Source organism: Acidovorax sp. Q11 (genome assembly GCF_054950075.1).
Genome location: NZ_JBUDZG010000005.1, coordinates 106,151 through 127,895 on the forward strand (window position 1 = coordinate 106,151; position 21,745 = coordinate 127,895).

Annotated in this window: 18 protein-coding genes; 12 read left to right on the plus strand and 6 right to left on the minus strand. The window is 61.7% G+C overall.

The features are described 5' to 3' along the window. Positions 1-8: 8 nt before the first annotated feature. Complete coding sequence (gene rpsO, locus ACYZGB_RS06450) at positions 9-275, minus strand: 30S ribosomal protein S15 (protein ID WP_005793232.1); 267 nt, start codon at positions 273-275, stop codon at positions 9-11. A gap of 1,482 nt (positions 276-1,757) precedes the next feature. On the opposite strand from rpsO, the gene ACYZGB_RS06455 reads away from it, so the two are divergent. From ACYZGB_RS06455 to ACYZGB_RS06495, 9 genes are all read left to right on the plus strand, one after another. Then, the gene (locus tag ACYZGB_RS06455; protein ID WP_462387424.1) at positions 1,758-2,339 is read left to right on the plus strand and encodes a GspH/FimT family pseudopilin; all 582 of its coding nucleotides are present in this window, start codon (positions 1,758-1,760) and stop codon (positions 2,337-2,339) included. Further along, positions 2,333-2,974 carry a type IV pilus modification protein PilV gene (pilV, locus tag ACYZGB_RS06460; RefSeq protein WP_462387425.1) on the plus strand — a complete coding sequence of 214 codons (642 nt, stop codon included), beginning with the start codon at positions 2,333-2,335 and terminating at the stop codon, positions 2,972-2,974. The genes ACYZGB_RS06455 and pilV overlap by 7 nt, the downstream gene beginning before the upstream one ends. 9 nt (positions 2,975-2,983) lie before the next feature. Beyond that, a complete protein-coding gene (locus ACYZGB_RS06465) occupies positions 2,984-3,856 on the plus strand; it encodes a PilW family protein (protein ID WP_462387426.1) in 873 nt (290 codons plus the stop codon). Positions 3,857-3,863: 7 nt separating this feature from the next. Beyond that, positions 3,864-4,544, plus strand: a complete 681-nt coding sequence (locus tag ACYZGB_RS06470; protein WP_462387427.1) for a pilus assembly PilX family protein — start codon at positions 3,864-3,866, stop codon at positions 4,542-4,544. 24 nt (positions 4,545-4,568) lie between these two features. Then, complete coding sequence (locus ACYZGB_RS06475) at positions 4,569-7,889, plus strand: PilC/PilY family type IV pilus protein (protein ID WP_462387428.1); 3,321 nt, start codon at positions 4,569-4,571, stop codon at positions 7,887-7,889. A 29-nt stretch (positions 7,890-7,918) separates the two neighbouring features. Continuing rightward, positions 7,919-8,347, plus strand: coding sequence for a type IV pilin protein (locus ACYZGB_RS06480; protein ID WP_462387429.1), 429 nt, complete (start codon positions 7,919-7,921; stop codon positions 8,345-8,347). 53 nt (positions 8,348-8,400) lie between these two features. Then, complete coding sequence (ribD, locus tag ACYZGB_RS06485) at positions 8,401-9,516, plus strand: bifunctional diaminohydroxyphosphoribosylaminopyrimidine deaminase/5-amino-6-(5-phosphoribosylamino)uracil reductase RibD (RefSeq protein WP_462387430.1); 1,116 nt, start codon at positions 8,401-8,403, stop codon at positions 9,514-9,516. A 446-nt stretch (positions 9,517-9,962) separates the two neighbouring features. Then, on the plus strand, positions 9,963-11,165 hold the full coding sequence (locus tag ACYZGB_RS06490; protein ID WP_063461107.1) for an ammonium transporter: 1,203 nt from the start codon (positions 9,963-9,965) through the stop codon (positions 11,163-11,165). 159 nt (positions 11,166-11,324) lie between these two features. Then, complete coding sequence (locus ACYZGB_RS06495) at positions 11,325-13,232, plus strand: phospholipase D family protein (RefSeq protein WP_462387431.1); 1,908 nt, start codon at positions 11,325-11,327, stop codon at positions 13,230-13,232. A 35-nt stretch (positions 13,233-13,267) separates the two neighbouring features. Here the strand turns inward: ACYZGB_RS06495 and ACYZGB_RS06500 are convergent, their stop codons facing one another. Beyond that, positions 13,268-14,239, minus strand: a complete 972-nt coding sequence (locus ACYZGB_RS06500) for a tRNA dihydrouridine synthase (protein WP_462387432.1) — start codon at positions 14,237-14,239, stop codon at positions 13,268-13,270. A 232-nt stretch (positions 14,240-14,471) separates the two neighbouring features. Between ACYZGB_RS06500 and ACYZGB_RS06505 the strand changes: the two genes are divergently transcribed. Further along, positions 14,472-15,044: a hypothetical protein gene (locus ACYZGB_RS06505; RefSeq protein ID WP_462387433.1), complete on the plus strand. Its 573-nt coding sequence runs from the start codon at positions 14,472-14,474 to the stop codon at positions 15,042-15,044. Positions 15,045-15,078: 34 nt separating this feature from the next. On the opposite strand, the gene ACYZGB_RS06510 is transcribed toward ACYZGB_RS06505, so the two are convergent. From ACYZGB_RS06510 to ACYZGB_RS06520, 3 genes are all read right to left on the minus strand, one after another. After that, on the minus strand, positions 15,079-16,239 hold the full coding sequence (locus tag ACYZGB_RS06510; RefSeq protein ID WP_462387434.1) for a methyltransferase: 1,161 nt from the start codon (positions 16,237-16,239) through the stop codon (positions 15,079-15,081). Positions 16,240-16,247: 8 nt separating this feature from the next. Next, the gene (locus ACYZGB_RS06515) at positions 16,248-16,772 is read right to left on the minus strand and encodes a GNAT family N-acetyltransferase (protein ID WP_137746244.1); all 525 of its coding nucleotides are present in this window, start codon (positions 16,770-16,772) and stop codon (positions 16,248-16,250) included. 178 nt (positions 16,773-16,950) lie between these two features. Further along, positions 16,951-17,535: a hypothetical protein gene (locus tag ACYZGB_RS06520; RefSeq protein WP_462387435.1), complete on the minus strand. Its 585-nt coding sequence runs from the start codon at positions 17,533-17,535 to the stop codon at positions 16,951-16,953. Between the two features lie 164 nt (positions 17,536-17,699). Here ACYZGB_RS06520 and ACYZGB_RS06525 point away from each other — a divergent pair, with 164 nt between their 5' ends. Both ACYZGB_RS06525 and ACYZGB_RS06530 read left to right on the plus strand, forming a co-directional pair. Then, the gene (locus ACYZGB_RS06525) at positions 17,700-18,359 is read left to right on the plus strand and encodes a response regulator (protein WP_462387436.1); all 660 of its coding nucleotides are present in this window, start codon (positions 17,700-17,702) and stop codon (positions 18,357-18,359) included. Beyond that, positions 18,346-20,238 (plus strand): ATP-binding protein, encoded by a 1,893-nt coding sequence (locus ACYZGB_RS06530; RefSeq protein ID WP_462387437.1) that lies wholly within the window; start codon positions 18,346-18,348, stop codon positions 20,236-20,238. Before ACYZGB_RS06525 ends, ACYZGB_RS06530 begins: the two co-directional genes overlap by 14 nt. On the opposite strand, the gene ACYZGB_RS06535 is transcribed toward ACYZGB_RS06530, so the two are convergent. Continuing rightward, positions 20,210-21,649, minus strand: a complete 1,440-nt coding sequence (locus ACYZGB_RS06535) for a coniferyl aldehyde dehydrogenase (RefSeq protein WP_462387438.1) — start codon at positions 21,647-21,649, stop codon at positions 20,210-20,212. The two genes, ACYZGB_RS06530 and ACYZGB_RS06535, sit on opposite strands and share 29 nt — an antisense overlap. Positions 21,650-21,745 lie beyond the last annotated feature (96 nt).

Below are 21,745 nucleotides of genomic sequence, written 5' to 3' on the forward strand. Positions count from 1 at the left end.
AATGAAAATTACTTGCGCAGACCCAACTTGGCGATCAGCGCGGTGTAACGGTCAGCGTCCTTGGCCTTCAGATAGTCCAGCAGCTTGCGACGACGGCTCACCATGCGCAGCAGGCCACGACGACCATGGTGGTCCTTGGCATGCGTCTTGAAGTGGGGGGTCAGTTCGTTGATGCGGGCGGTCAGCAGGGCCACTTGCACTTCTGGGCTACCAGTGTCGTTGGCAGCACGGGCGTTCGCCTTGACGACTTCGGCCTTGATGGAGGATGCGATCATGTTTTTCCTTTGATGTGGCCTAGCGGAAAGCGGGCCATGGTTTTTACTTGCGCTAGCAGCTGGAACGGCCGCTAGCGTGCGTCTTGCACCATGCAAAACTTTTGGATTATACCCTGAGACAGGTTTTTGCCTACCCGACCCGTAGGCGAGCCGCTTAGGGCTGCTAGACACAAAGTCCAGCACAACCAACCCTGCCTAGGCAACGCCAAGTTCATTGCCCGGGGCAAGATCTCACGCCGCGGCCCACAGCCGACTAGCCACATCTAAAGAGTCGCACCGCCCTGGAAGATAAAAAAAGAATGCGGCACGTCCTGCGCGACCACCACATCCGCGCCAGGTAGCGCCCAAAAATCGGCGCCATGGCTCTACGGATGTGACTCAGATGCGCAACCACCCATGCCTGTGCATCATCCGCGCGCGCAATCATTGCAGCCAGGCGCGAAGCGCAAACGCATAGAAATAGTAGGTCGTGAACGCGGGTGCGACCATCCACCCAAGCCGTCAACCGCCCTCAAGAAAGCTCTTGAAAAACTGCGCACCAAGATCAGGCGCCCCAGACTCCGCCAGATCCAGAAAGCCGGGAGCACAACCCCTGGAAGGGTCTGGACAGCAAAGGCATCCACATGCCCAATCCACCAGAATTCATGCGCCATGCTTCCTAACAGTGGGTCAGAATGACGCACGATCCAGCAGCACTCAATCTGCAAACCTTTTTTGAGACCCTGGAGATCAGCAACCGAGTTGCCGAGAGGGCTGCCAGCAGGCTTTCACTAAGAGGAGAGAAGACACCCACAGGCTGCCGTCAGCCCACCACCCCGGCGCCCTACGCCTGCGCCGACGACTTCACGAATGAGGGATTCTGCAAAAATTCGCGAGACAGAGCGAATAACAGGCAACAAAAACCCCAAGGGGATCGATAGTTTTGAGAGCAGACAATGGGCACAAATAGCCCCTGGCGTCCAAGTTTGCTTCGAAAAATAGAAACCGATGAAGCACCAATGAGATTGGCAGATGAAAAAAATCAAGCTCCCCAATGAAATCACCCCTCACTCCATTTCCTAGAAAAATCAAGGTTCACCAAAAATACATAAAACCTCCAACCAACATTACCAGCATTTGCAAATTTCATTCACCCAAAAAATGCGATCAACAAATTTTCAGATAGTTCATGCACTTATATTCCTTGCAATTCTCAGCACTCCAAATGCAGCCCATTTAAAAACCCACACAAAGAAAGAGCTCAACACAGCACAAAGCACCAGCGGCCCCACAAAAAAGCAGCCTCGCGCCAAGCAGCCAAAGAGCAGTTCGGAAGAGTCAAGCGCAGAACGAGACCGCCGATTGAAACGCGAGTGCCGAGGTCGCAACAATGCAGGTGCATGCCTCGGCTACACACGATAGCGAACACCACTCATCACTCATTCGAAGCCACCCGTCCACCCCGCCCCTCTAGGCAGACTTCAGGGAAATATGATGCGAAGCATGCTCGTACACCACCCAGAATCAGCCAAGCGGCCAGCCCAGCGGTCGCGACACGCTCTAGGCTTCACCGCTATTGAACTGCTGATTGTCATCACAATTCTGGCCGTGCTTACAGCCCTGGCACTCCCAAGCTTTGGCCCCATGATTGAGCGCTGGCGCACCAACCAAGCGGTAAACAACATCACCAGCACAATTTATGTAGCGCGCTCGGAGGCCATCAAACGAGGTGGCAGGGTTAGTGTTAGAAAAATTGCAAACGGCACAGATGGCTGCACATTCGCACCCAATATCGAAGAGTGGAGCTGCGGATGGATTATTTTTGTGGATACAGATGAAGATGGGAATCTGGATGCCGGAGAGGAAATACTGCAATCTTTCCAGATGCCAACAAGTGTAGATATTTCTAACAAAAATAGCGCAGCGTCATTTCGCTTCGACCGATGGGGGCGCACCAATAATATCAATGCGGCCAGCTTCGCCATCGTCCCACGAGCAGGTGGCGTGGCATCACCCGCCGCAACTGCAGTTTGCTTTTCATCTGGCGGGCGAGTCCGCGTTGTTAAAGAAAGCGTGACATGCTAGTTTATGACTTCTCCCGCAGCCGCGAGGTTTCTCAAAAAGGGATTACGCTCCTTGAATCATTGGTTGCGATCGTCGTGATGGCGCTTGGATTGCTTGGCGTAGTTGGCATTCAGATGCGAACACTGGCGGACACTCAAACCGGCGTCAGGCGTGCTCAGGCCGTTAAGCTGATTGAAGACCTTAGTGAGCGAGTAAGAGCGAACCCGAATGCCATAGGCAATGCCGCCAGCTACGCTGTGGCATGGGCTTCAACCTTAGGAGCAGCCCCAGCCTGCGCGATCGATTCAGGATTTCCCACCACAAACTGCACAGCGGCCCAGCTAGCCACTTATGACGTGGATCGTTGGTTGCGTAGCGTAAGAGCAAATTTGCCCGTCGGTGATGCAACTGTCTTTGTTTCTGGAAGCGATGCCAGGCAGTTGGGAGTGATGCTCTCTTGGCGAGAAAATGAGCGCGCTCGCGAGGGAGATTCCCTGGCAGACACCTCCGCATACAAAGCCATTTTTTCAGTGACTGGCACTTCAACCTCTGGGTCTGTAGCCTGTCCAGCAGGGAGAATCTGCCACTTGCAATATATCAACCTCACCCAACGATGCATTCCCAGTGGCCCGCTGGTTTTTTGTTCTAAAATTTGAATAAAGCCTATGATGCACGTAAGCTCAAAAGCGCATAGCGCCTTCAATTCATATATTCTCTCCCGCGTGCACACAAAACAACGTGGGGCCACACTTATAGAATTATTGGTTGGCCTGACAATCGGCCTGCTCACCATCAGTGTAGGTTTGGGTGCGATTATGGTATCGCGAGGGGTCACTACAACAGTTGGCGATACTACAACGCTGCAACAGCAAGCCTCCTATGCCTTTAGAGTCATTGGACAGCAACTACGCCAAGCTGGAGGAAGACCCCTCAATACAGCAGCGGATCCTCGTGATGCAGCAACATTTGTTCAACCGACTGCTGTTACGTTATCTGGCCTCCCACCCATTGCTGGAGTGGACACACCAACAGCCAGCCAATTCATCATCTCGTTGCGATATGTCAACGCGAGCGAGTCCATTTATCCAACCCCACCATCTTCCACGCCGATTGAGGGATATCTTGTCAGCGATTGTTTAGGAAGCAACAATGGAATTGCTTCAGTTCCAATCATTCTCAATCAATTTCGGAAAAATGGTACCGACCTGGAGTGTTCCAACGGTATTGGGATGGTACAACCGATCATTAGCAATCTGGTAGACCTAAGGATTCGCTATCTACAACAGAAACTGAACATAGCTGATAGCCAGCCACAATTTCGCTATGCATCTGCAGCCAACCTGAGCCCCACTGACTGGCCAGAAGTTTATGGTATTGAAGTATGCCTTGAACTAGAGGGTGAACAAGTCATAGATACTGTCGGCGCGAGCTATACCAAATGCGATGGAACCACCGCAACCCGAGGAAATAAGCTGCGTATGGTTTTCAAAAATATATTCCACATCCGCAATCATGCTTGGCCAAAGGCTATATCGTGAGGCTGCCATGAAAAAGTACAAAAATCAGCAAGGTATCTCACTCTTTATTGTGATCGTTCTGGTCTTGATGTCGATGCTACTGGCCTTGTGGGCATCGCGCACGGCGTTTTTTAACGAACTCATCGTGGGCAACGATACAGACTACCAAAGGGCATTCGAGGCAGCGCAAGTTATGTTGCAAGATGCGGAACTTGACATTCGTCAGGGCTCAGAGATTGGCACCAACCAACGAGCTGTTGCCAGTTCGACTTTTTATCCCACCGCTCACAACGAACTGGATGCGCTGACCTACACGCTTGACGCACAGACTACAAAATGTTTCAACGGCATTTGTCAGTTCCGCACTGGTGCGCAGGACTTCTGGAACGACTCCACCATGATGAGTGCCATGATTACAGCCAATATTGGCGCAAGATATGGTCAATACACAGGTGCAAGCGCAGGAACTTCCAGCAACCCCATCCTGGCCGACACGACAGCAGGCAGAGGGGCTTGGTACTGGGTGGAGGTCATCAAATACGAACCAAAAGAGACAGGCTCAGGCATACTAATTGGAGCAGAACCTGAAGTGGTTAATGCAAAAATCTTCTACCGCATCACCGCCATTGCCCGCGGTCTCAAGCCAAGCACACAGGTTGTTTTACAAAATATCGTCGCTTTTCCATCCATATCTGGCGAGGCCAAATAATTTACGGCAACATCAGGAAATTATATGAAAACAAATCATAACTTTCAGAAAAACGCCATCGCGCTAATAATTGGAACTATTGGCTTTCCCCAAATGGTTCTTGCGGGCGACTTCCTGAGCCTCGTCCAATACCCAGCCGGATCGGCGAGTAGAGAGCCGGCGCCAAATATCATCGTATCGGTTGACAATTCTGGCAGCATGGGCACAGCAGGCATCACCGCCTTGAAAGATGCACTCAAAGAGACCTTCAGGCCTGCCAACGTGCCGGATGACTCTATACGACTTGCCTACCAAGCTCTTTGGGGTTGCAATACCATACCTAGCACCCATGTGAGTTGCAATAGCAAAAACTCAATGAAAGTCTTGCGAGGTCTTGACAATGCCACTGACGATAGTCATCGCGGAAATTTCATCAAATGGGTGGATACACTGGTTGCAGGCAACAACACCCCCACTCACCGTATGCAAGGAGTTGCGGGCGAATACCTGAAAACTACTGGAATCAACAATCCATACAATTTTGACCCTGGCACTACAGAGGCCCCGGTACATGCATGCCGTCGCTCGTACAACATTTTGATGACCGATGGCGGCTGGAACAACAATCCAGCCAATACCATCAACAATGATGATGGTACCAACCACACATTGCCAGATGGCACCTCCTACGACATAACGGCACCTGAAACTCGAATCTACAGGGATGATTGGGGAACGAATGTTGTATCCACATTGTCTGATATGGCATTTCACTACTGGAGGCAAGATCTTCAATCAGGAATCAACAATCAAGTTGTTCCGCTCATCAAAAAGTCAGGCTCCGAAACATTTGCAGACGGAGCCACTACAGCAACCATTCCACAGTATTGGAATCCGAGAAATAATCCTGCCAATTGGCAGCACATGGTGACTTATACGATTGGATACAATGCAGCGGCAAACTGGCCCGACACTGGCACCAATCCCATGTTCAACATTGCGCAAGGCATGTATGGAGGCGACTTTTCGCGCGCCATTGTTGGCACGAAACTCTGGCGGGACCCCCTGGCCACCAATGAAACAGGTCGTCAAGAGGAGCTCTGGCATACTGCCATTAATAGTCGAGGTAAATTCTACCCGGCACAAACGTCGCAAGATTTGGTCAATGCCTTCAAGGATATTGTGGGCACAATTATTGCCGACTCTACCAGACCAATAACTGGATTTTCAAGCGCTTCCAGCTCCATTAGCAACCAGGGAACTACGGCCTTCTTCTCTACCTATGAAGCAGATGGCTGGATTGGCGGGATTGGATCGAAAACAGTTGCTGTTGCGACCGCAGCGCTTACCGACAATACTGCGTGGGGTATGACTTCAACCCTACCAACAAGGGGAAAAACCACGGGAGATAAGCTGAATGAGCTGTCAGCAACCGACATATCTTCTAGATTGATTTTCACTTACAACGATACAACGACGGCCGGCACAACTTTTACCTGGGCCAACCTTAGTGCCGCCCAAAAAATTCTGTTGAATACTGTTGATACAGTGACCGATACGCTCGGAGAGGATCGACTGAATTACATTCGAGGCGACAGAACCAAGGAAGGGACAACCGTTACGGAGCCGTTCCGGGTTCGCCGGTCTCGGCAGGGCGATGTTGCCAACTCCACACTGTGGTACGTCGGTCCCCCCAATAATGGCCTGACTGTAGATGGATATCGCACCTTTGCAAATGCGCAGCGCTATCGTATGCCTATGCTTTATGTTGGTGGTAACGATGGCATGCTGCATGGTTTTTCAGCCGCAGATGGAACGGAAAAGATTGCATATGTGCCTCAGGGTGTCATAAAAAATCTTTCGCAGCTGCCGAAACAAAATTACAGCCACCGTTACTTTGTTGATGGGTCACCTTTCACTGGTGATGTCAACACAGGAACCAGTGCGCTTCCATCCTGGAAAACGATGTTGGTTGGCACATTGGGTGCTGGTGGCAAAGGCTACTATGTTCTGGATGTCACCCGCCCTGGATACACCGCAGGAGCAGAAACCTCCAACTTTTTGGCGGCCAATGCGTCTTCGCTCGTCGTAATGGACAAAACCGACGGAGTAGACAGCGACATTGGTAATATTTTTGGAGATCCCGTCACTTCAGAGAATAATTCGCAGATTGCTACCCAGATTACACGCATGAACAATGGCCGTTGGGCTGTTGTATTGGGAAATGGGTATAACAGTGGTAGCGAAGATCCGGTTCTTTTGATTCAATACCTTGATGGAGACAAATCCATTAAGAAAATCAATGCCGCAAGTACAGGAACGGAATCTACGGCCAATGGGCTTTCCACACCACGCCTGCTGGATATTAATGGCGACGGCACTGTGGACATGATCTATGCAGGAGATTTACGGGGCAATATTTGGAAGTTTGACGTCTCTAACGCAGAGGCAAGCAACTGGAAAGTGGCTTTCTCTGCAGCAGGATGCACTGCATGCACGCCCTTTTACACAGCGGTGGAGAAGGCAAACACTGCCAATCGCCAGCCCATTACTGCAGCTCCCAACCTCAGGCCTAACGTTACTGTCGGTGGCATGATGGTTGTTTTTGGGACGGGCAGAAATGTGACCGAAGGCGATAGAACCGACGTGACGGTACAAACGCTGTACTCAATACTGGACAATACACGCTACAAGCTGGATACAGTTGCTGGCCCCAACTTGGGCAAGGTGCTTGTAGATACATCCGCAGTTACGCCAGCAGCTATTGGAACCAACGGGCGAGACACCAAACTTGCAGAACGCGTGTTTAGCGCACCAGTTATTGCCGGACAAGGAAGCAGTAGCAATGCAAGCTTCTGGCGCATGCCCGCTACCCAGACAGCACTGGCTTACTCTCTCGCCGGCACTCAAAAGGGCTGGTATTTTGAGTTGCCGATTGCAGGGGAACGGGTTTTGAGCATGCCCGCATTCTTTGATGGTAGCGACGTCATTGATCTCCTCAGTATTGTTCCTGCATCCGGAGGCAACACAACTGGAGAGACCTGCCAACCCACCTCCGCTCCTGCTCGGGGCTACAGAACGTTTTTGGGTGTTCAGTATGGTTTGAAACCCACGCAGCAAATTCTGGATGCAAATGGTGACGGTCTTTATCAGGCGGCCGCCGCACAGGACAATGACACTAATCGCACGACCACTTCTCCCAAAGGCATCTCCCTGAGAGGAAAAGGGATTATTATCAAAATCGGCGGCGGCAGTGGTGGCAGTGGTGGTGGTGGCGGTCCCGGCCCACTCCCACCCGGTACAGAACCACCACCACTACAGCTAGCCAAGCCAGCATCAACAGTCAATTGGAGGCAACTCCAATAATGATTTTAACGATCTGAAATGGATTGCAAATGAATCAGCAACAAAGAGGCTTCACCCTGATTGAAGTCATGATTGTGGTCGCCATTGTGGCCATTCTCACCGCCATTGCGCTTCCAAGCTACACAGAATATGTGCGGCGCGGGCATCGTGCGGAAGCGCGCGCCGCCTTGCTACAGGCAGCCCAATGGATGGAGCGCGCGGCCACGGCAACCGGCACATACCCAGCGACAGCATCGTTTCCGGCAACACTCACTACGATCAAGTCTGGCCGGTACACGATTGCACTGGCATCGCCACCAGCGAGCGCTGCGTCAGGTACCGCATATACATTGACTGCTACACCAGCTGGCGGGCAGGCGGGAGACCGATGCGGAAGCTACACGCTGACACACACTGGTGTGCGAGGTGCTGCATCTGCAGCGTCGGCGACTTTGATAACTGAATGCTGGAACAAATAGCCGCACGTGCCCTTGCCTCCATCAACTGTTGCCCCATGCATTAGCATCCGCCAATGCAATGCACCGACGAGTTGACGACCATGATGAACAAAGCGCTTGGGCTCTCCGCCCAGGCGTTTTTTGTTTCCAACCCCAATCCGCGCGTTGGCTGCGTGTTGGTGGCGCCGGATGGACGGGAAATAGGCAGCGGTCACACCCAGCAGGCGGGAGGCCCCCATGCGGAAGTCATGGCGCTGCGATCCGCGCAAGAAGCAGGGCACAGCACCCGGGGCGCGACCGCCTACGTGACCTTGGAGCCCTGCGCGCACCAGGGGCGCACGGGCCCCTGCTGCGATGCGTTGGTGGCCGCCGGGATTGGCAAGGTGGTGGCTTCCCTCACAGACCCCAACCCCTTGGTGGCGGGGCAGGGATTTGCCCGGTTGCGTGCGGCGGGGGTGGCGGTAGAAGTCGGCCCCGGGGCCGCTGAGTCCCGCGAACTCAATATCGGTTTCTTCAGCCGCATGGTGCGGGGCACTCCTTGGGTTCGCATGAAGGCTGCGACCTCGCTGGATGGCGCCACTGCTTTGCCCAACGGGACAAGCCAGTGGATCACATCCCCCGCGGCGCGCGCCGATGGCCATGCCTGGCGTGCACGCGCCTGCGCAGTGCTCACTGGCATCGGCACCGTGCTGGACGACAACCCTCGCCTGGATGTGCGCGAAGTGCCCACGCCGCGCCAGCCCCATGTGGTGGTGGTGGACAGCCAGTTGCAGACCCCGCCGGATGCCCGCCTGTTCTCGGCTGGCCGCGCTTGCTACATCTATGCAGCCATCCAGAACGACGAGAAGAAGGCCGCCCTGGAGGCGAGCGGCGCCACCGTGATCTGTTTGCCCAACGCCCAGGGCAAGGTGGACTTGGCCGCAATGCTGCGCGACCTGGCCCGCCGGGGGGTGAACGAGTTGCATGTGGAGGCCGGCCACAAGCTCAATGGCTCTTTGCTGCGCGAAGGGCTTGTCGATGAGATGCTGATCTACATGGCCCCCATGCTGCTGGGCCCTGGACTTGGACTGGCCCAGCTGGGGCCTTTTGAAGCCCTGAGCCAGGGGCTGAAGCTGGATTTCATATCGGTGGAGCAGCTGGGGCCTGACCTGCGCATCGTGGCCCGGGTGCCGGGGCGCGACACCTTCTGACGGGGCCTGCCCTCACCTGCATTTTCTGCATACCGATGCGCTCCGATCAGCAGTCAGCACAGCTGATTCAGTGCGGGTAGCGCTCCGCCCCCCACACACAGCACCCTTGCGTCGCACCGGGGGGATGAGCGCGCACTCATAGCAACCGCTCGCGGCAGGGCGCCCGATGCCAGCCATGCCCTCTGGCGCAGGCGCCGCAGCTCCATGACCTTCCCGGGCAACCACCCCAAGCGGGGACATTGCCATAGAAGAAATCTCCCGACAGCCCCCAGGCACAACACCGGAATACACACAGAGCCTTTCACCACCCCTCCACCCCGCTCCGCCCCATATCAGTGCAATCTTTCGCACCAATATCTGGCACGACTTTTGCTTCAATCTGGTGCAAATCTGTTGCAGACAGCCGCAATGCACCAGAGTCGATCAATCACTAGCGCGAGGATGTTATGGAAGCACTCAAACAGGGCACAGACGCTCTGTTCATTCTGCTCGGGGCGATCATGGTGTTGGCCATGCACGCCGGTTTTGCCTTTCTGGAGCTGGGCACGGTCCGCAAGAAGAACCAGGTGAATGCGCTGGTGAAGATTCTGGTGGACTTCTCGGTGTCCACGGTCGTCTACTTTGTGGTGGGGTACAGCGTGGCCTATGGCACGCATTTCTTCATGGGGGCAGAGGCTCTGGCACAGCAAAGCGGCTACGCGCTGGTCAAGTTCTTCTTTCTGCTCACGTTTGCAGCTGCCATTCCAGCCATCGTGTCCGGGGGGATTGCCGAGCGGGCCAAGTTCTGGCCCCAGCTCATGGCTACGGCGGTGATTGTGGGTTTTGTCTATCCCTTCTTTGAGGGCATTGCCTGGAACCAGCATTTCGGCGTACAGGCCTGGATCAAGGCCGTCACGGGCGAAGAGTTTCATGACTTTGCGGGCTCGGTGGTGGTGCACGCCATGGGCGGCTGGATTGCCCTGCCTGCAGTGATTCTGCTGGGCTCGCGCGCCAACCGTTACCGCAAAGACGGCGCGATCTCGGCCCACCCGCCGTCCAACATCCCCTTTCTGGCGCTGGGCGCCTGGGTGCTGGTGGTGGGCTGGTTTGGCTTCAACGTGATGAGCGCCCAGACCCTGGACAAGATCTCGGGCCTGGTGGCGGTCAACTCGCTCATGGCCATGGTGGGCGGCACGCTGGCTGCGCTGGTGCTGGGCAAGAACGACCCGGGCTTTGTGCACAACGGCCCGCTGGCCGGGCTGGTGGCCGTGTGTGCGGGCTCGGACCTGATGCATCCCCTGGGGGCGCTGGTGGTGGGCGCGGTGGCGGGCGCCATCTTTGTGCTGATGTTCACACTCACCCAGAACAAGTGGAAGATTGACGACGTGCTGGGCGTCTGGCCGCTGCACGGCCTGTGTGGCACCTGGGGCGGGTTGGCGGCGGGCATCTTCGGCAGCAAGGCGCTGGGGGGCCTGGGCGGCGTGAGCCTGTCGGCCCAGCTGATTGGCACGGGCCTTGGGGTGGCCTGGGCACTGCTGGGGGGCTTCATCGTCTATGGCCTGCTCAAACACACGGTGGGCCTGCGGCTTACGCAGGAAGAAGAGTTCGACGGGGCCGACCTCTCCATCCACAAGATCAGCGCCACGCCCGACCGCGAAGTAAGCTGGTAAACCCACAGCGCCGAGCCTGGCCGGGCGTGGTCAGGCCCGGGGTTCGGTGCATCGATGGGGCGAAAATGGCGGCCCCGTCCGACAGGCTCGGGCCAGGCAGCGGGATACACCTTGGAGCAACGCCCCGGCGGCTCCAAGGTCACAATCCCCCATCGCGCCATGCCCCACCAGCCTTCCTTCCTCCCCCTGCTGACATCCCTGGCCCACTACAGTCGGCGGGCCCTTGCCCTGCTGGTCACCGTGGCCCTGATGGGCTGTACGGGCTTGCCCAAGGATGTGGAGCGGCCCATCTCCACCGCCCTGCAAAACCCCGGCGACACCACACTGGGCCAATGGGTAGAGGCCCGCCGCACAGCGCAGAAGGCGCGCCACCCCTCGGGGTTCGTGCTGCTCAGCGGCCCCCAGGCGGCCTATAGCAGCCGCCTGGCGCTGGTCGATGCCGCCCAGAAAACACTGGACCTGCAGTACTACGCCATCCACGCCGACGCCAGCAGCGAGCGCCTGCTGCTCAGCGTGGCGGCCGCCGCCCGGCGTGGCGTGCGCGTGCGGCTGCTGCTGGACGACTTTCACAGCACCGGGCGCGATGCGCTGGTGATGCGCCTGGCCTTTGTGCCCAATGTCGAGATGCGCATGTTCAACCCGCTCAGCGGCGCGCGCGGCTCGCCCGTGGGCCGCATGTTCAGCCTGCTGGGCGACTTCTCCAGGGTGCAGCAGCGCATGCACAACAAGCTCTTCATTGCCGACAACGCTGTGGGCGTGACAGGGGGACGCAACCTGGGGGACGCCTATTTCGGCAACTCGGATTCCGGCAATTTTGTGGACCTGGACGTGCTGGCCGCAGGGAGCATCGTGCAGGACCTGTCGCGCAGTTTTGACAGCTACTGGAACAACGAGCGCGCCTACCCCGTGCAATCGCTCATCACGCGCGAGGAGCTGGACCGCTTGCGCGACAGCATCCGCGCCGCCGAGGCCACGCAGCAAGAGCGTGTGGAAAGCGCCAGCGCCGCCGCAGCAGCCCCCGCCCCCGCCGGGCGCGGCACTCCCGGCACGCGGCGCGCGCGCATCTGGAACCAGGAGCCCATGGACCTGCAGCAGATGCCGTTTGTCTGGGCGCCCGCCGCCGTGCTGGTGGACCGACCCGCCAAGATCCCGCCCGATGGCACCTCCACAGCCACCCTGCCCGACCAGAACCCGCCCCGGCCCAGCCCCGCCACCATCGCAGCACTGGTCCGGCCCCGGGCCTCGGCCACCGCAGCGACAACGGCGACCGCCCCATCGGCGGATGCCGTCGCCGGCACACCGCAAGCGGCCCAGGCCGCAGCGTTGCCAGCCGCGCCCGCCAATCCCCCCCTGAGCAATGGCAACGGCAACCCACCTGCCCCCTCTCCAGACAGCGAAACCAGCGAAGCCCAGACCGACACCGTGGTGGACGGCCTGCTGCAGCTCATGGGCCAGGCGCGGCGCGAGCTGCTGATCATCTCGCCCTACTTTGTGCCCGGGCCCGACATGGAGCGTGCCTTCGCGGCCGCACGGGCACGAGGCGTGCGCGTGCGGGTGCTCACCAACTCGCTGGCCTCCAACGATGCGCCCATTGCCCACGCGGGCTACGCACGCCACCGGCCCACGCTGCTGGCCATGGGGGTGGAGCTGTACGAGATGCGCAGCGAGCTCACCGGGGTGCTGCGCGGGGCCTTCGGTGGCACCGGCAGCATGGGCGCCACCGGGGCCGGTGGCAGCTCGCGCGCCATGCTGCACTCCAAGCTGATGATCGTGGACGGACGCCTGCTGGTCATCGGCTCGATGAACCTGGACATGCGCTCGCAGCGGCAGAACACCGAGGTGGCGCTGCTGATACGCAGCGGCGAGCTGTCGCGCCGGGCCACGGCACAGATCGACACCGCCCTGCAAGACGCGGCATGGCAGGTGCAGCAGACGGACCAGGGCCTGGTGTGGCGCGCCCCCCAGGGCAGCGGCCTGCCCGATGCCACCACCGAACCCGACGCCAGTCTGCCCCTGCGCCTGATGCTGCAACTACTGGGCCCCCTGGCGCCCGACCACCTGCTGTAAGCCAGCAGCCCAGGGGCCCAGCCGTCTGGGGCAGATCAGGCGCTGTTTCGCGCTTCGGCCTGTTGCGCCGCCACCCAGGCGGTGATGGCGCGCTGGTCCGTCATCGTGCGCACATGCTGGTAGGCCACTTCGGCCTCCACAAACCGCCTGCGCAGCAGGTTGAGCCACTGCTTGAGGCGCCCCGCGCGCTGGCGGGGTTCCAGGTCGTCGCACACCAGTTGCCAGAAGGCCGCGAGGTGGGGGATCAAATCGGCCCAGACCACCGGGTCCGCATCCGGCTGCCCGGCGTCGAATGCACGGATGGCGCGGGCCAGGCCGGGGTCGGCCACCATGCCGCGCCCCAGCATGAGGGCATCGCAGCCCGAGACCTCGCGGCAGCGCTGCGCGTCGGCCACCGTCCAGATCTCGCCATTGGCCACCACCGGGATGGCAACGGCCGCGCGGATGACCGGGATGTGCTCCCAGTACGCAGGCGGGCGGTAGCCATCGGCCTTGGTGCGGGCATGCACCACCAGCTCGGCCGCGCCCCCGGCCTGCATGGCCTGGGCACATTCGCGCATCAACCCCGTGTCGTTGAAGCCCAGGCGCATCTTGGCAGACACTGGCAGGTGCGCGGGCACGGCACGGCGCACGGCGGCCACCACGGTGGCAATGCGCTCGGGCTCCTGCAGCAGCGCGGCCCCGCCGCCATGGCGGTTGACCACCTTGGCCGGGCAGCCAAAGTTCAGGTCGATGCCCTCGGGCCCCAGCGCAGCCAGGCGTGCGGCGTTCTCGGCCATGCTGACCGGGTCGGAGCCCAGCAGCTGCGCGCGCACGGGCACACCCGCCAGCGTGCGACTGCCGTTGCGCAGTTCAGGCAGGTAGCGCAGGAACACCTTGTCGGGCAGCAACGTGCCGGTGATGCGGATGAACTCCGACACACAGCGGTCCACCCCGCCCACGCGCGTGAGCACGTCGCGCAGCACAAAATCCAGAAGCCCCTCCATAGGGGCAAGCAGCAGGGTCATCGCAGTGGGGGCTGTGCAAGGCCGGGCATACACGCCGCAGCCTCAAAAATATGAATAAAAACAGGCCTTTGCGCCTTATAGGCATGCCTTTATAGCTATCAAAAAATGAGCAAACCCCATTCCATGGCCAGGTGAACCGGGGCCAAGCCCCCGGATTGTGCGGCAAAGGGTCATCACGGCGTCATGGCGGGCGGCTGCAATGGCGGGCATTCGTGCCTGAACGGAGCCCCACATGCTGCTGCAAAAAACCGACAAAGCCCGCCAGGAGCTATCGCCCGGTGTGCGCACCCTGAGCCTGCGCGAACGTTCGCTGCTGCTACTGGCCGACGGCAAACCGCTGTCCGACCTGCAGGCCATGTACAACGGCATCGGCGCGCAGATTGTGGACAACCTCATGCGCCAGGGCTACCTGACGGGCCCGGCCGAGTTGCCGGAGCCCCAGCCCACACCGCCCGCGCAGGTGGCGCCCAGCACCAGCCCGGCTCCCTCGATCGAGCGGCCGGAGCCGGGTGAATCCCTGCGCTCGCTGGCCGGTGCGCGCATGTACCTGTTCGATACCTGCGAGCGACTCTTTGCCCGCCGCGACCCGGTGCTGGCACAGCATTTTCGCGAAGCCCTGCGCACCGCGCGGGACCGCAGCAGCATGCTGGATGTGGGCGACGCCATGTTCGAAGAAGTGGCCCTGGCCGCCGGGGCAGAGCGCGCCGCCAGCCTGCGCGAGCGGCTGGAGCAGTTGCTGCCCCGCGCCCCCGAGGCCACGCCCGGCCTCTATGCCGTCACACAGCCCGCGCTGCTGGAGGGCTGAGACGCCCGCCCACACCAGGCAGGCTCAAGCAGACTCAGACGACTGCTGCCAGCCGCCAGAGCGACGTCACCTCGGCCGCCCGCGCCGCATGCAGGGCATCCCCTGCATCGGCCGCCTTGGCGTGGACCGGCTTGACATCGTGCCGCCCCCGAACCACCAGACCCGCTTCGGCAATCCAGCCCAAGAGCTGCTCGCGCGGGCGCAGGCCCAGGTGCTCGGCCAGGTCCGACAGGATCAGCCAGCCTTCGCCACCAGGCTCCAGGTGCTCGGCCAGCCCCGCCAGAAAACCCCGCAGCATGCGGCTGCCTTCGTCGTACACCGCATGTTCAATGGGCGAGCTGGCACGCGCCGGCACCCAGGGCGGGTTGCAGACCACCAGCGGCGCACGGCCGGGCGGAAACAGGTGGGCCTGCAGCAGTTCGACCCGGGGCAACACCCCCAGGCGCTGCAGGTTGTCGCGTGCGCAGGCCAGGGCCCGGGGGTCCTGGTCGGTGGCAACCACCCGCTGCACCCCACGGCGCACCAGCACCGCAGACAACACGCCCGTGCCCACGCCAATGTCAAACGCCAGCGTCTGGCTGGGCAACGGGGTGCTGGCCACCAGATCCACATATTCGCCACGCACGGGCGAGAACACGCCGTAGTGCGGGTGGATACGGTTGTGCGGCGCGGCGCCCAGTGCGGGCACCTCCACGCCTTTCTTGCGCCATTCGTAGGCACCCACCAGGCCCAGCAATTCGCGCAGCGTGGCCACGCAACGCTCGCCGGTGGCGGGCCCCCAGGCCTGGGTGCAGGCCTCGCGCCAGTCGGGCGCGCGGCGCAGCGCAATGCTGTAGTCACCCTCCAGCGGGATCAGCACCGACGCCAGCACCCGCGCGCGCTGCGCCTGGGCCTGACGGTGCAGGTGAAAAGCCTCTGAGGGTGTGGCCACCACGGCTTTCTGGGCAGCCTTGGCCGCAGCACGGCGGTGCCTGCCGGTCTTGGAGTCGGCGCGCCGCATGAGCGCCTGCAGCAGATGCCGGGCGTTCTGGAAATCACCCTGCCACAGCAGGCCCGTGCCTTCACAAGCCATGCGGTAGGCCGTGTCGGCGGGCAGCGTGTCGTCGGCGGTGACCACCCGGCGCGGCGCCGGGGCGCCAGCTTCGGAGCGCCACTGGGCTTGTTGTGTCTGGCCCTGGCGGCTCCATTCAATCATTGTGTGCCCTATGCGTTGATGGGCCGTTTCAGGCGCACTTCTTCGATCTTCACGCCGCCAATCACATTGGTCTTGGCGGTAGAGAGTTCTTGCTTGAAGCCCGCCATTTCGTGGAAACGAATGGCGCGCTCGTTGCGCAGCGGCACCCATGCGGTGACGTTTGTGCAGCCTTCTTCGTGCAGGCCGTCGCGGGCGGCGTCCCACAGCGCCAGGCCAACGCCCTGGTTCCAATGGGTGGGGGCGGCGTAGATGGCCCAGATTTCACCGGTGGTGGGGCGGGACTTCTCATCGCGCGAGCGGTCGTAGCCCACAAAGCCGACGATCTTCTCGCCGTCCACCGCCACCTGCACCTGGGGCTCGCAATACTCAATGGCCTCGCGCCAGTAGGCCTGGCGCTTTTCGACCGACGACATGGATTTCAACTGCTCGTCTGGCACCAGCCCTTTGTAAGCCTCTTGGGCGGAAACGGTGTGGATCTGGGCGATGGCTTTTGCATCGCGAAGCGTGGCGGGACGAACCTGGATACTGGACATGAAAAAACCGAACGAAAACAGAGAATGAAAATGCGAAAGGTCGGCATTGTCGCCGCAAACGGTTTTTCGCCCTCCAGAGGCCCCTGTTTTGCCCTCGTCAAACGTTCGGCTTCGCTCCCCAAAATGCGGTCTTTGTGGCATGCACGGCCGGGCACCCGGCCCCGCTCTGCCGCTTTGTTCAGGCCATGGCCATCGAGCCCGACAGCGCAGCGCCCACCCCCACCGAGGCCGCCGCGCGCTGAACCATCGCCCGCTTGTTGCGCGGGCGCGGCACATGCACCACCGGCGGCGCACCATTGATGGCTGCCAGGCTGAGCACCAGCGTCACCGTGCGCGAATCCCCATCCCGCTCGTCGGAGGCATAGGCGCGGTAGCTGCCGTTGCCCGGCCCATGGCTGCGCGGCACGGCATGAAAAGCCACCCGGGCGCCCGTCACCCGGTGGCCACCAAAGGGCAGCACCCGCAGCCGCGCATCCCGGTCCAGCGCCAGCCCCAGGTTGCCCGGGCGGTTGATCAGGTCGGTGCGGATGGCGCGCCAGGTCTGCCCCTGGTCGGCAGAGAACTGCCAGGCCCCCGCCTGGGCATCGAGGTGTTCGATCACCACGCCTGCAGCGGCCAGCATGTCCGAGCAGTTCTCTTCCATGATCTGTGCCAGCGTATTGCCCCCCAGGCCGGTGCCCGCAGGGGCGGCCGGTCGCCGCTCGCCCCCCCGGTGGGCATTTGCAGAAGGGGTGGAGCCGTGGATCAACGCAGTGGTGGTCATGGGGAAGCCCTTTGAAGACGAAGTGAGACGACGAAGGTTTGCGCATCGGCGGGCACCCAAAGTGCTTTTCAATGCTTGACGGAAAGTCTAGAAAGTGACCTAGCCTGCGTCCATCGCACAAATGGACTAGCCCGCAACACCCGGTTGTGCGCAATACTTGTCCAATGAGTGCCCTCCAAAGTGCCCGTCCGAATGCCCGCCTCCTGCTGGTGGACGACCACGCCCTGTTCCGCACCGGGCTGCGCCTGATCGTGCAGGACCACCCCAGCGTGGGGGCGATTGCCGAGGCGGGCTCGATTGCCGACGCCTGCGCGCTACAGCAGGCCGACATCGACCTGGTGCTGCTCGACATCCAGCTGCCCGGCATGAGTGGCCTGGACGGCCTGCGCCTGGTGCGCCAGGCCTGCCCCCAGGCCCGCATCGTGCTGGTGTCCGCCAGCGTGGCGCCCGATGCGGTCTATGAGGCGCGGGCCCGGGGCGCCGATGGTTTTCTGCCCAAGTCGGCCAACGCCGAAGACATCCTGGAGGCCATCACCTGCGCGCTGTCGGGCCAGCCCTGCTTCCCCATCAACAGCGGCAACAGCGCCACCACACGCGGGCCCGATGCGCCCTCGCTCACGGCGCGCCAGCTGGATGTGCTGTCGCTGCTGTGCACCGGCAAACCCAACAAGGTGATCGCCCGCGACCTGGGCCTGAGCGAAAACACGGTGCGCGTGCACGTGGCCGCCATCTTTGCGCAGCTGGGCGTGAACAGCCGCAGCGCCGCGCTGCTGGCCGCGCAGCGCCTGGGCCTGTCCACACCGCAGCTCCATGACCCCCTCTGAGACCACGCCCGAGCCCCCAGGCGCGCAGCCCCCCACCCGCTGGGGCTGGCCGGTGTGGGAGCGCGACGAGGTGCTGCGCGAGCAGGTGGCCCTGCTGCGGCAGAACTTTCCGATGACGCTGCTGGCGTCGCTGGCCACCGCCCTGGGCACCCTGTGGGTGATGGCCCGGGTGGCCGACACGCAGGCCACCACCGTCTGGCTATCCACCCATGCGCTGGTGATTGCGGGCGTCTACCTCACGCTGCGCAGCATCTCCCCTTTTACCGACCCGGCGCCCCAGGCTGCGCGCAAGCTGATTGCCTGCATGGCCGCCATGGGGCTGAGCTGGGGCAGCCTGGGCTACGTGGTGCTGTACTGGGGCACGTCCGACAGCGTGATCTACGCCATCGGCATCATCAGCACCGTCTCGTCCGGCGCGCTGGGCCTGGGGGCGCCGCTGTACCGGGCCTATGTCACCTACCTCACCAGCGCCATCGGCGGGGTGATGGTGTCCGTGGCGCTGGCCGGGGGGCCTGTGATGTGGCCGGCGCTGTTCCTGACCAGCGTGTACTACGCCCTGACCTGCCTGCAGGCCCGCACCGCCGACCGGGCCACACGGCGCAGCATTGCACTCAAGCTCGAAAACGAGCGCCTGGTGAACGAGCTGCGCGCCGAATCCCAGCGCGCCCTGGCCGCGCAGGGGGCGGCCGAGCAGGCCGACCGCGACAAATCGCGCTTTCTGGCCGCTGCCAGCCACGACCTGCGCCAGCCCCTGCACGCCATGGGCCTGTTTCTCGAATCGCTGCAGCGCAGCCCGCTCAACGACCACCAGCGCACGGTGCTCAAACATGCGCACGCGGCCTCGGGCGCGGCGGCCGAAATGCTCACCACGCTGCTGGACTACTCGCGGCTGGAGGCCGGTGTGGTGAAGGTGCGGCCAGAGGCCTTTGCCGTGCAGCCGCTGCTGACGGCGCTGGAACAGGAATTTGGCGCGCAGGCCGACACGGCCGGGCTGGTGTACCGCACCCGCGAGACCTCGGCCGCAGCCTTTGCAGACCGCTCGCTGGTGGGGCTGGTGATGCACAACTTCATCTCCAACGCCCTGCGCTACACCGCACGGGGCGGTGTGCTCATCGCCTGCCGCACACGTGGCAAACGACTGGCGCTGGAGGTGTGGGACACCGGGGCAGGCATTCCCGTGCACCAGTGGGAGGACATCTTCAAGGAGTTCCACCAGCTCGGCAACCCCGAGCGCGACCGGCGCAAAGGGCTGGGCCTGGGCCTGGCCATCGTGCAGCGGCTGGCGCGCGAGATGAAGACTTCGGTGGAGCTGCGCTCACACCCCGGTCGGGGCTCCGTCTTTCGGCTGTGGCTGGACCGCTGGCAAGGCGCGCTGGAGGACGACGCCAGCCCCACCCCCTCGGCCCGCAGCCTGGCCGGGCTGAAGGTGCTGGCCATCGACGATGACGAGGCCGTGCGCCTGGGCATGCAGTCGCTGCTGCAAAGCTGGGGCTGCCAATGCCTCACGGCCGAGTCCAGTGCCGACGCGCTGGAGGCCCTGGAGGATGTGACCCCCGACATCATCATCACGGACTTTCGCCTGCGCCACGAGGAGACGGGCAAGCAGGTGCTGCAGGCGCTGCGCACCTACCTGGGCACACCCGTGCCCGCCATCATCATGACGGGCGACACATCGCCCCAGCGCCTGCGCGATGCGCAGTCCACCTCGGCACTGCTGCTGCACAAGCCGGTGTCCACCGGCCAGCTGCGCGATGCCATCGTGCAGCTCATCACCCGCCCCCCGGCCCCGCCGGACGGCGGGCCCGCAGCGGCGCCAGCACAAGAGGGGCCCGAGAGCGAGCCGGCCGCGACTACAGCCAGCGGCGCAACAAGCCCATGATCTGGTCGAACCGGGCGCCATAGGGCGGGTAGAACAGCGAGCCCATCGCCCAGCGCGACTGCACCAGCACCGACTTCTGGTGGCAAAAGCGTAGAAAGCCCTGCTCGCCGTGGTATGCGCCCCAGCCACTGTCGCCCACACCACCAAACGGCAGGTTGTCGTGCGCGATGTGCATCAGCGTGTCATTCACCGTCACGCCGCCGCTCACGGTGCGGCGCAGCACGTCATCGCGCACGGTTTCGCTCTGCCCGAACCAGTACAGCGCCAGCGGGCGCGGCCCGGCGTTGATGTGGGCAATGGCATCATCAAGCCGCTCGTAAGAGATCACCGGCAGGATGGGGCCAAAAATCTCCTCCTGCATGAGCTGCATCTGCGAGGTGGCGCCAAACACCAGCGTCGGCAGCATCTGGCGGCTGGCACCATCGCCCAGCGTGCCCACGGTGTGCACCACGGGCTTGCCTGCAGCCGGGTCGATGGTTTGCACCTCGGCCCCCTGCGTCTGTGCCTGCTGCAGCATGGTGCGCAGGCGCGCATGGTGGCGCGGCGTGATGATGGAGGCGTAGTCGGCGTTGCCCTCGATGGTGGGGAACAGGCGCGTCACCGCTGCGCGGTAGGCCTGCGCAAACTCGCCCTCGCGCCCCCGGGGCAGCAGCACGTAGTCGGGCGCAATGCAGGTCTGCCCGGCGTTGAGCAGCTTGCCGTGCGCAATCTTGAGCGCCGCGTCCTGCATGTCGCAGTGGCCGTCGATGATGCAGGGCGACTTGCCGCCCAGCTCCAGCGTGGTGGGCGTGAGGTTCTGTGCCGCCGCCTGCGCCACCTTGCGCCCCACCGCCGTAGAGCCGGTGAACACCAGATGGTCAAACGGCAACGAGGCAAACAGCGCCGACAGGTTGGCATCGCCCTGCACCACGCAGAACTCGTCGGGCGCGAAAAACTGGGCCACCAGGGCCGCCAGCTGGGCCGAGGTGTGGGGCGTGAGTTCGCTGGGCTTGAGCATCACACGGTTGCCTGCCGCCAGCGCGGTGATGGCGGGGGCCAGTGCCAATTGCACCGGGTAGTTCCAGGGCGATATCACGCCCACCACGCCCAGCGGCTGGCGCTGGATATGCGCGCTGGCGGGCTGCAGGTACAGCGGGGTGCGCACCTTGCGGGGCTTCATCCATTGGGCGAGTTGGCTCAGGGTGTGCGACAACAGGGTGCGCAGCACAAAGAAGTCCGCCACCTCGGTCAGGCGCGGCGAACGCATGCCAAAGTCGGCCTGCACCGCCGCAGCCAGCACGGGGCCATGCTCATCGAGCATTTTGGCGATGCGCAACAGCCGCTCTCGGCGCACGAGCAGTGGCACATCCACATGCGCGCGGCTCGCCTGGCGTTGGAGATCGAAATGGGCGTGAATATCGGCTGGTGTCATGTCTGGATCATAGAAGACACCCCCATGGGCGCATCACGCACAAGGCGGGTGTACCGCCGTCAAAAACTGCTGGCAGGCGCCTACGCAAAGAAGTGG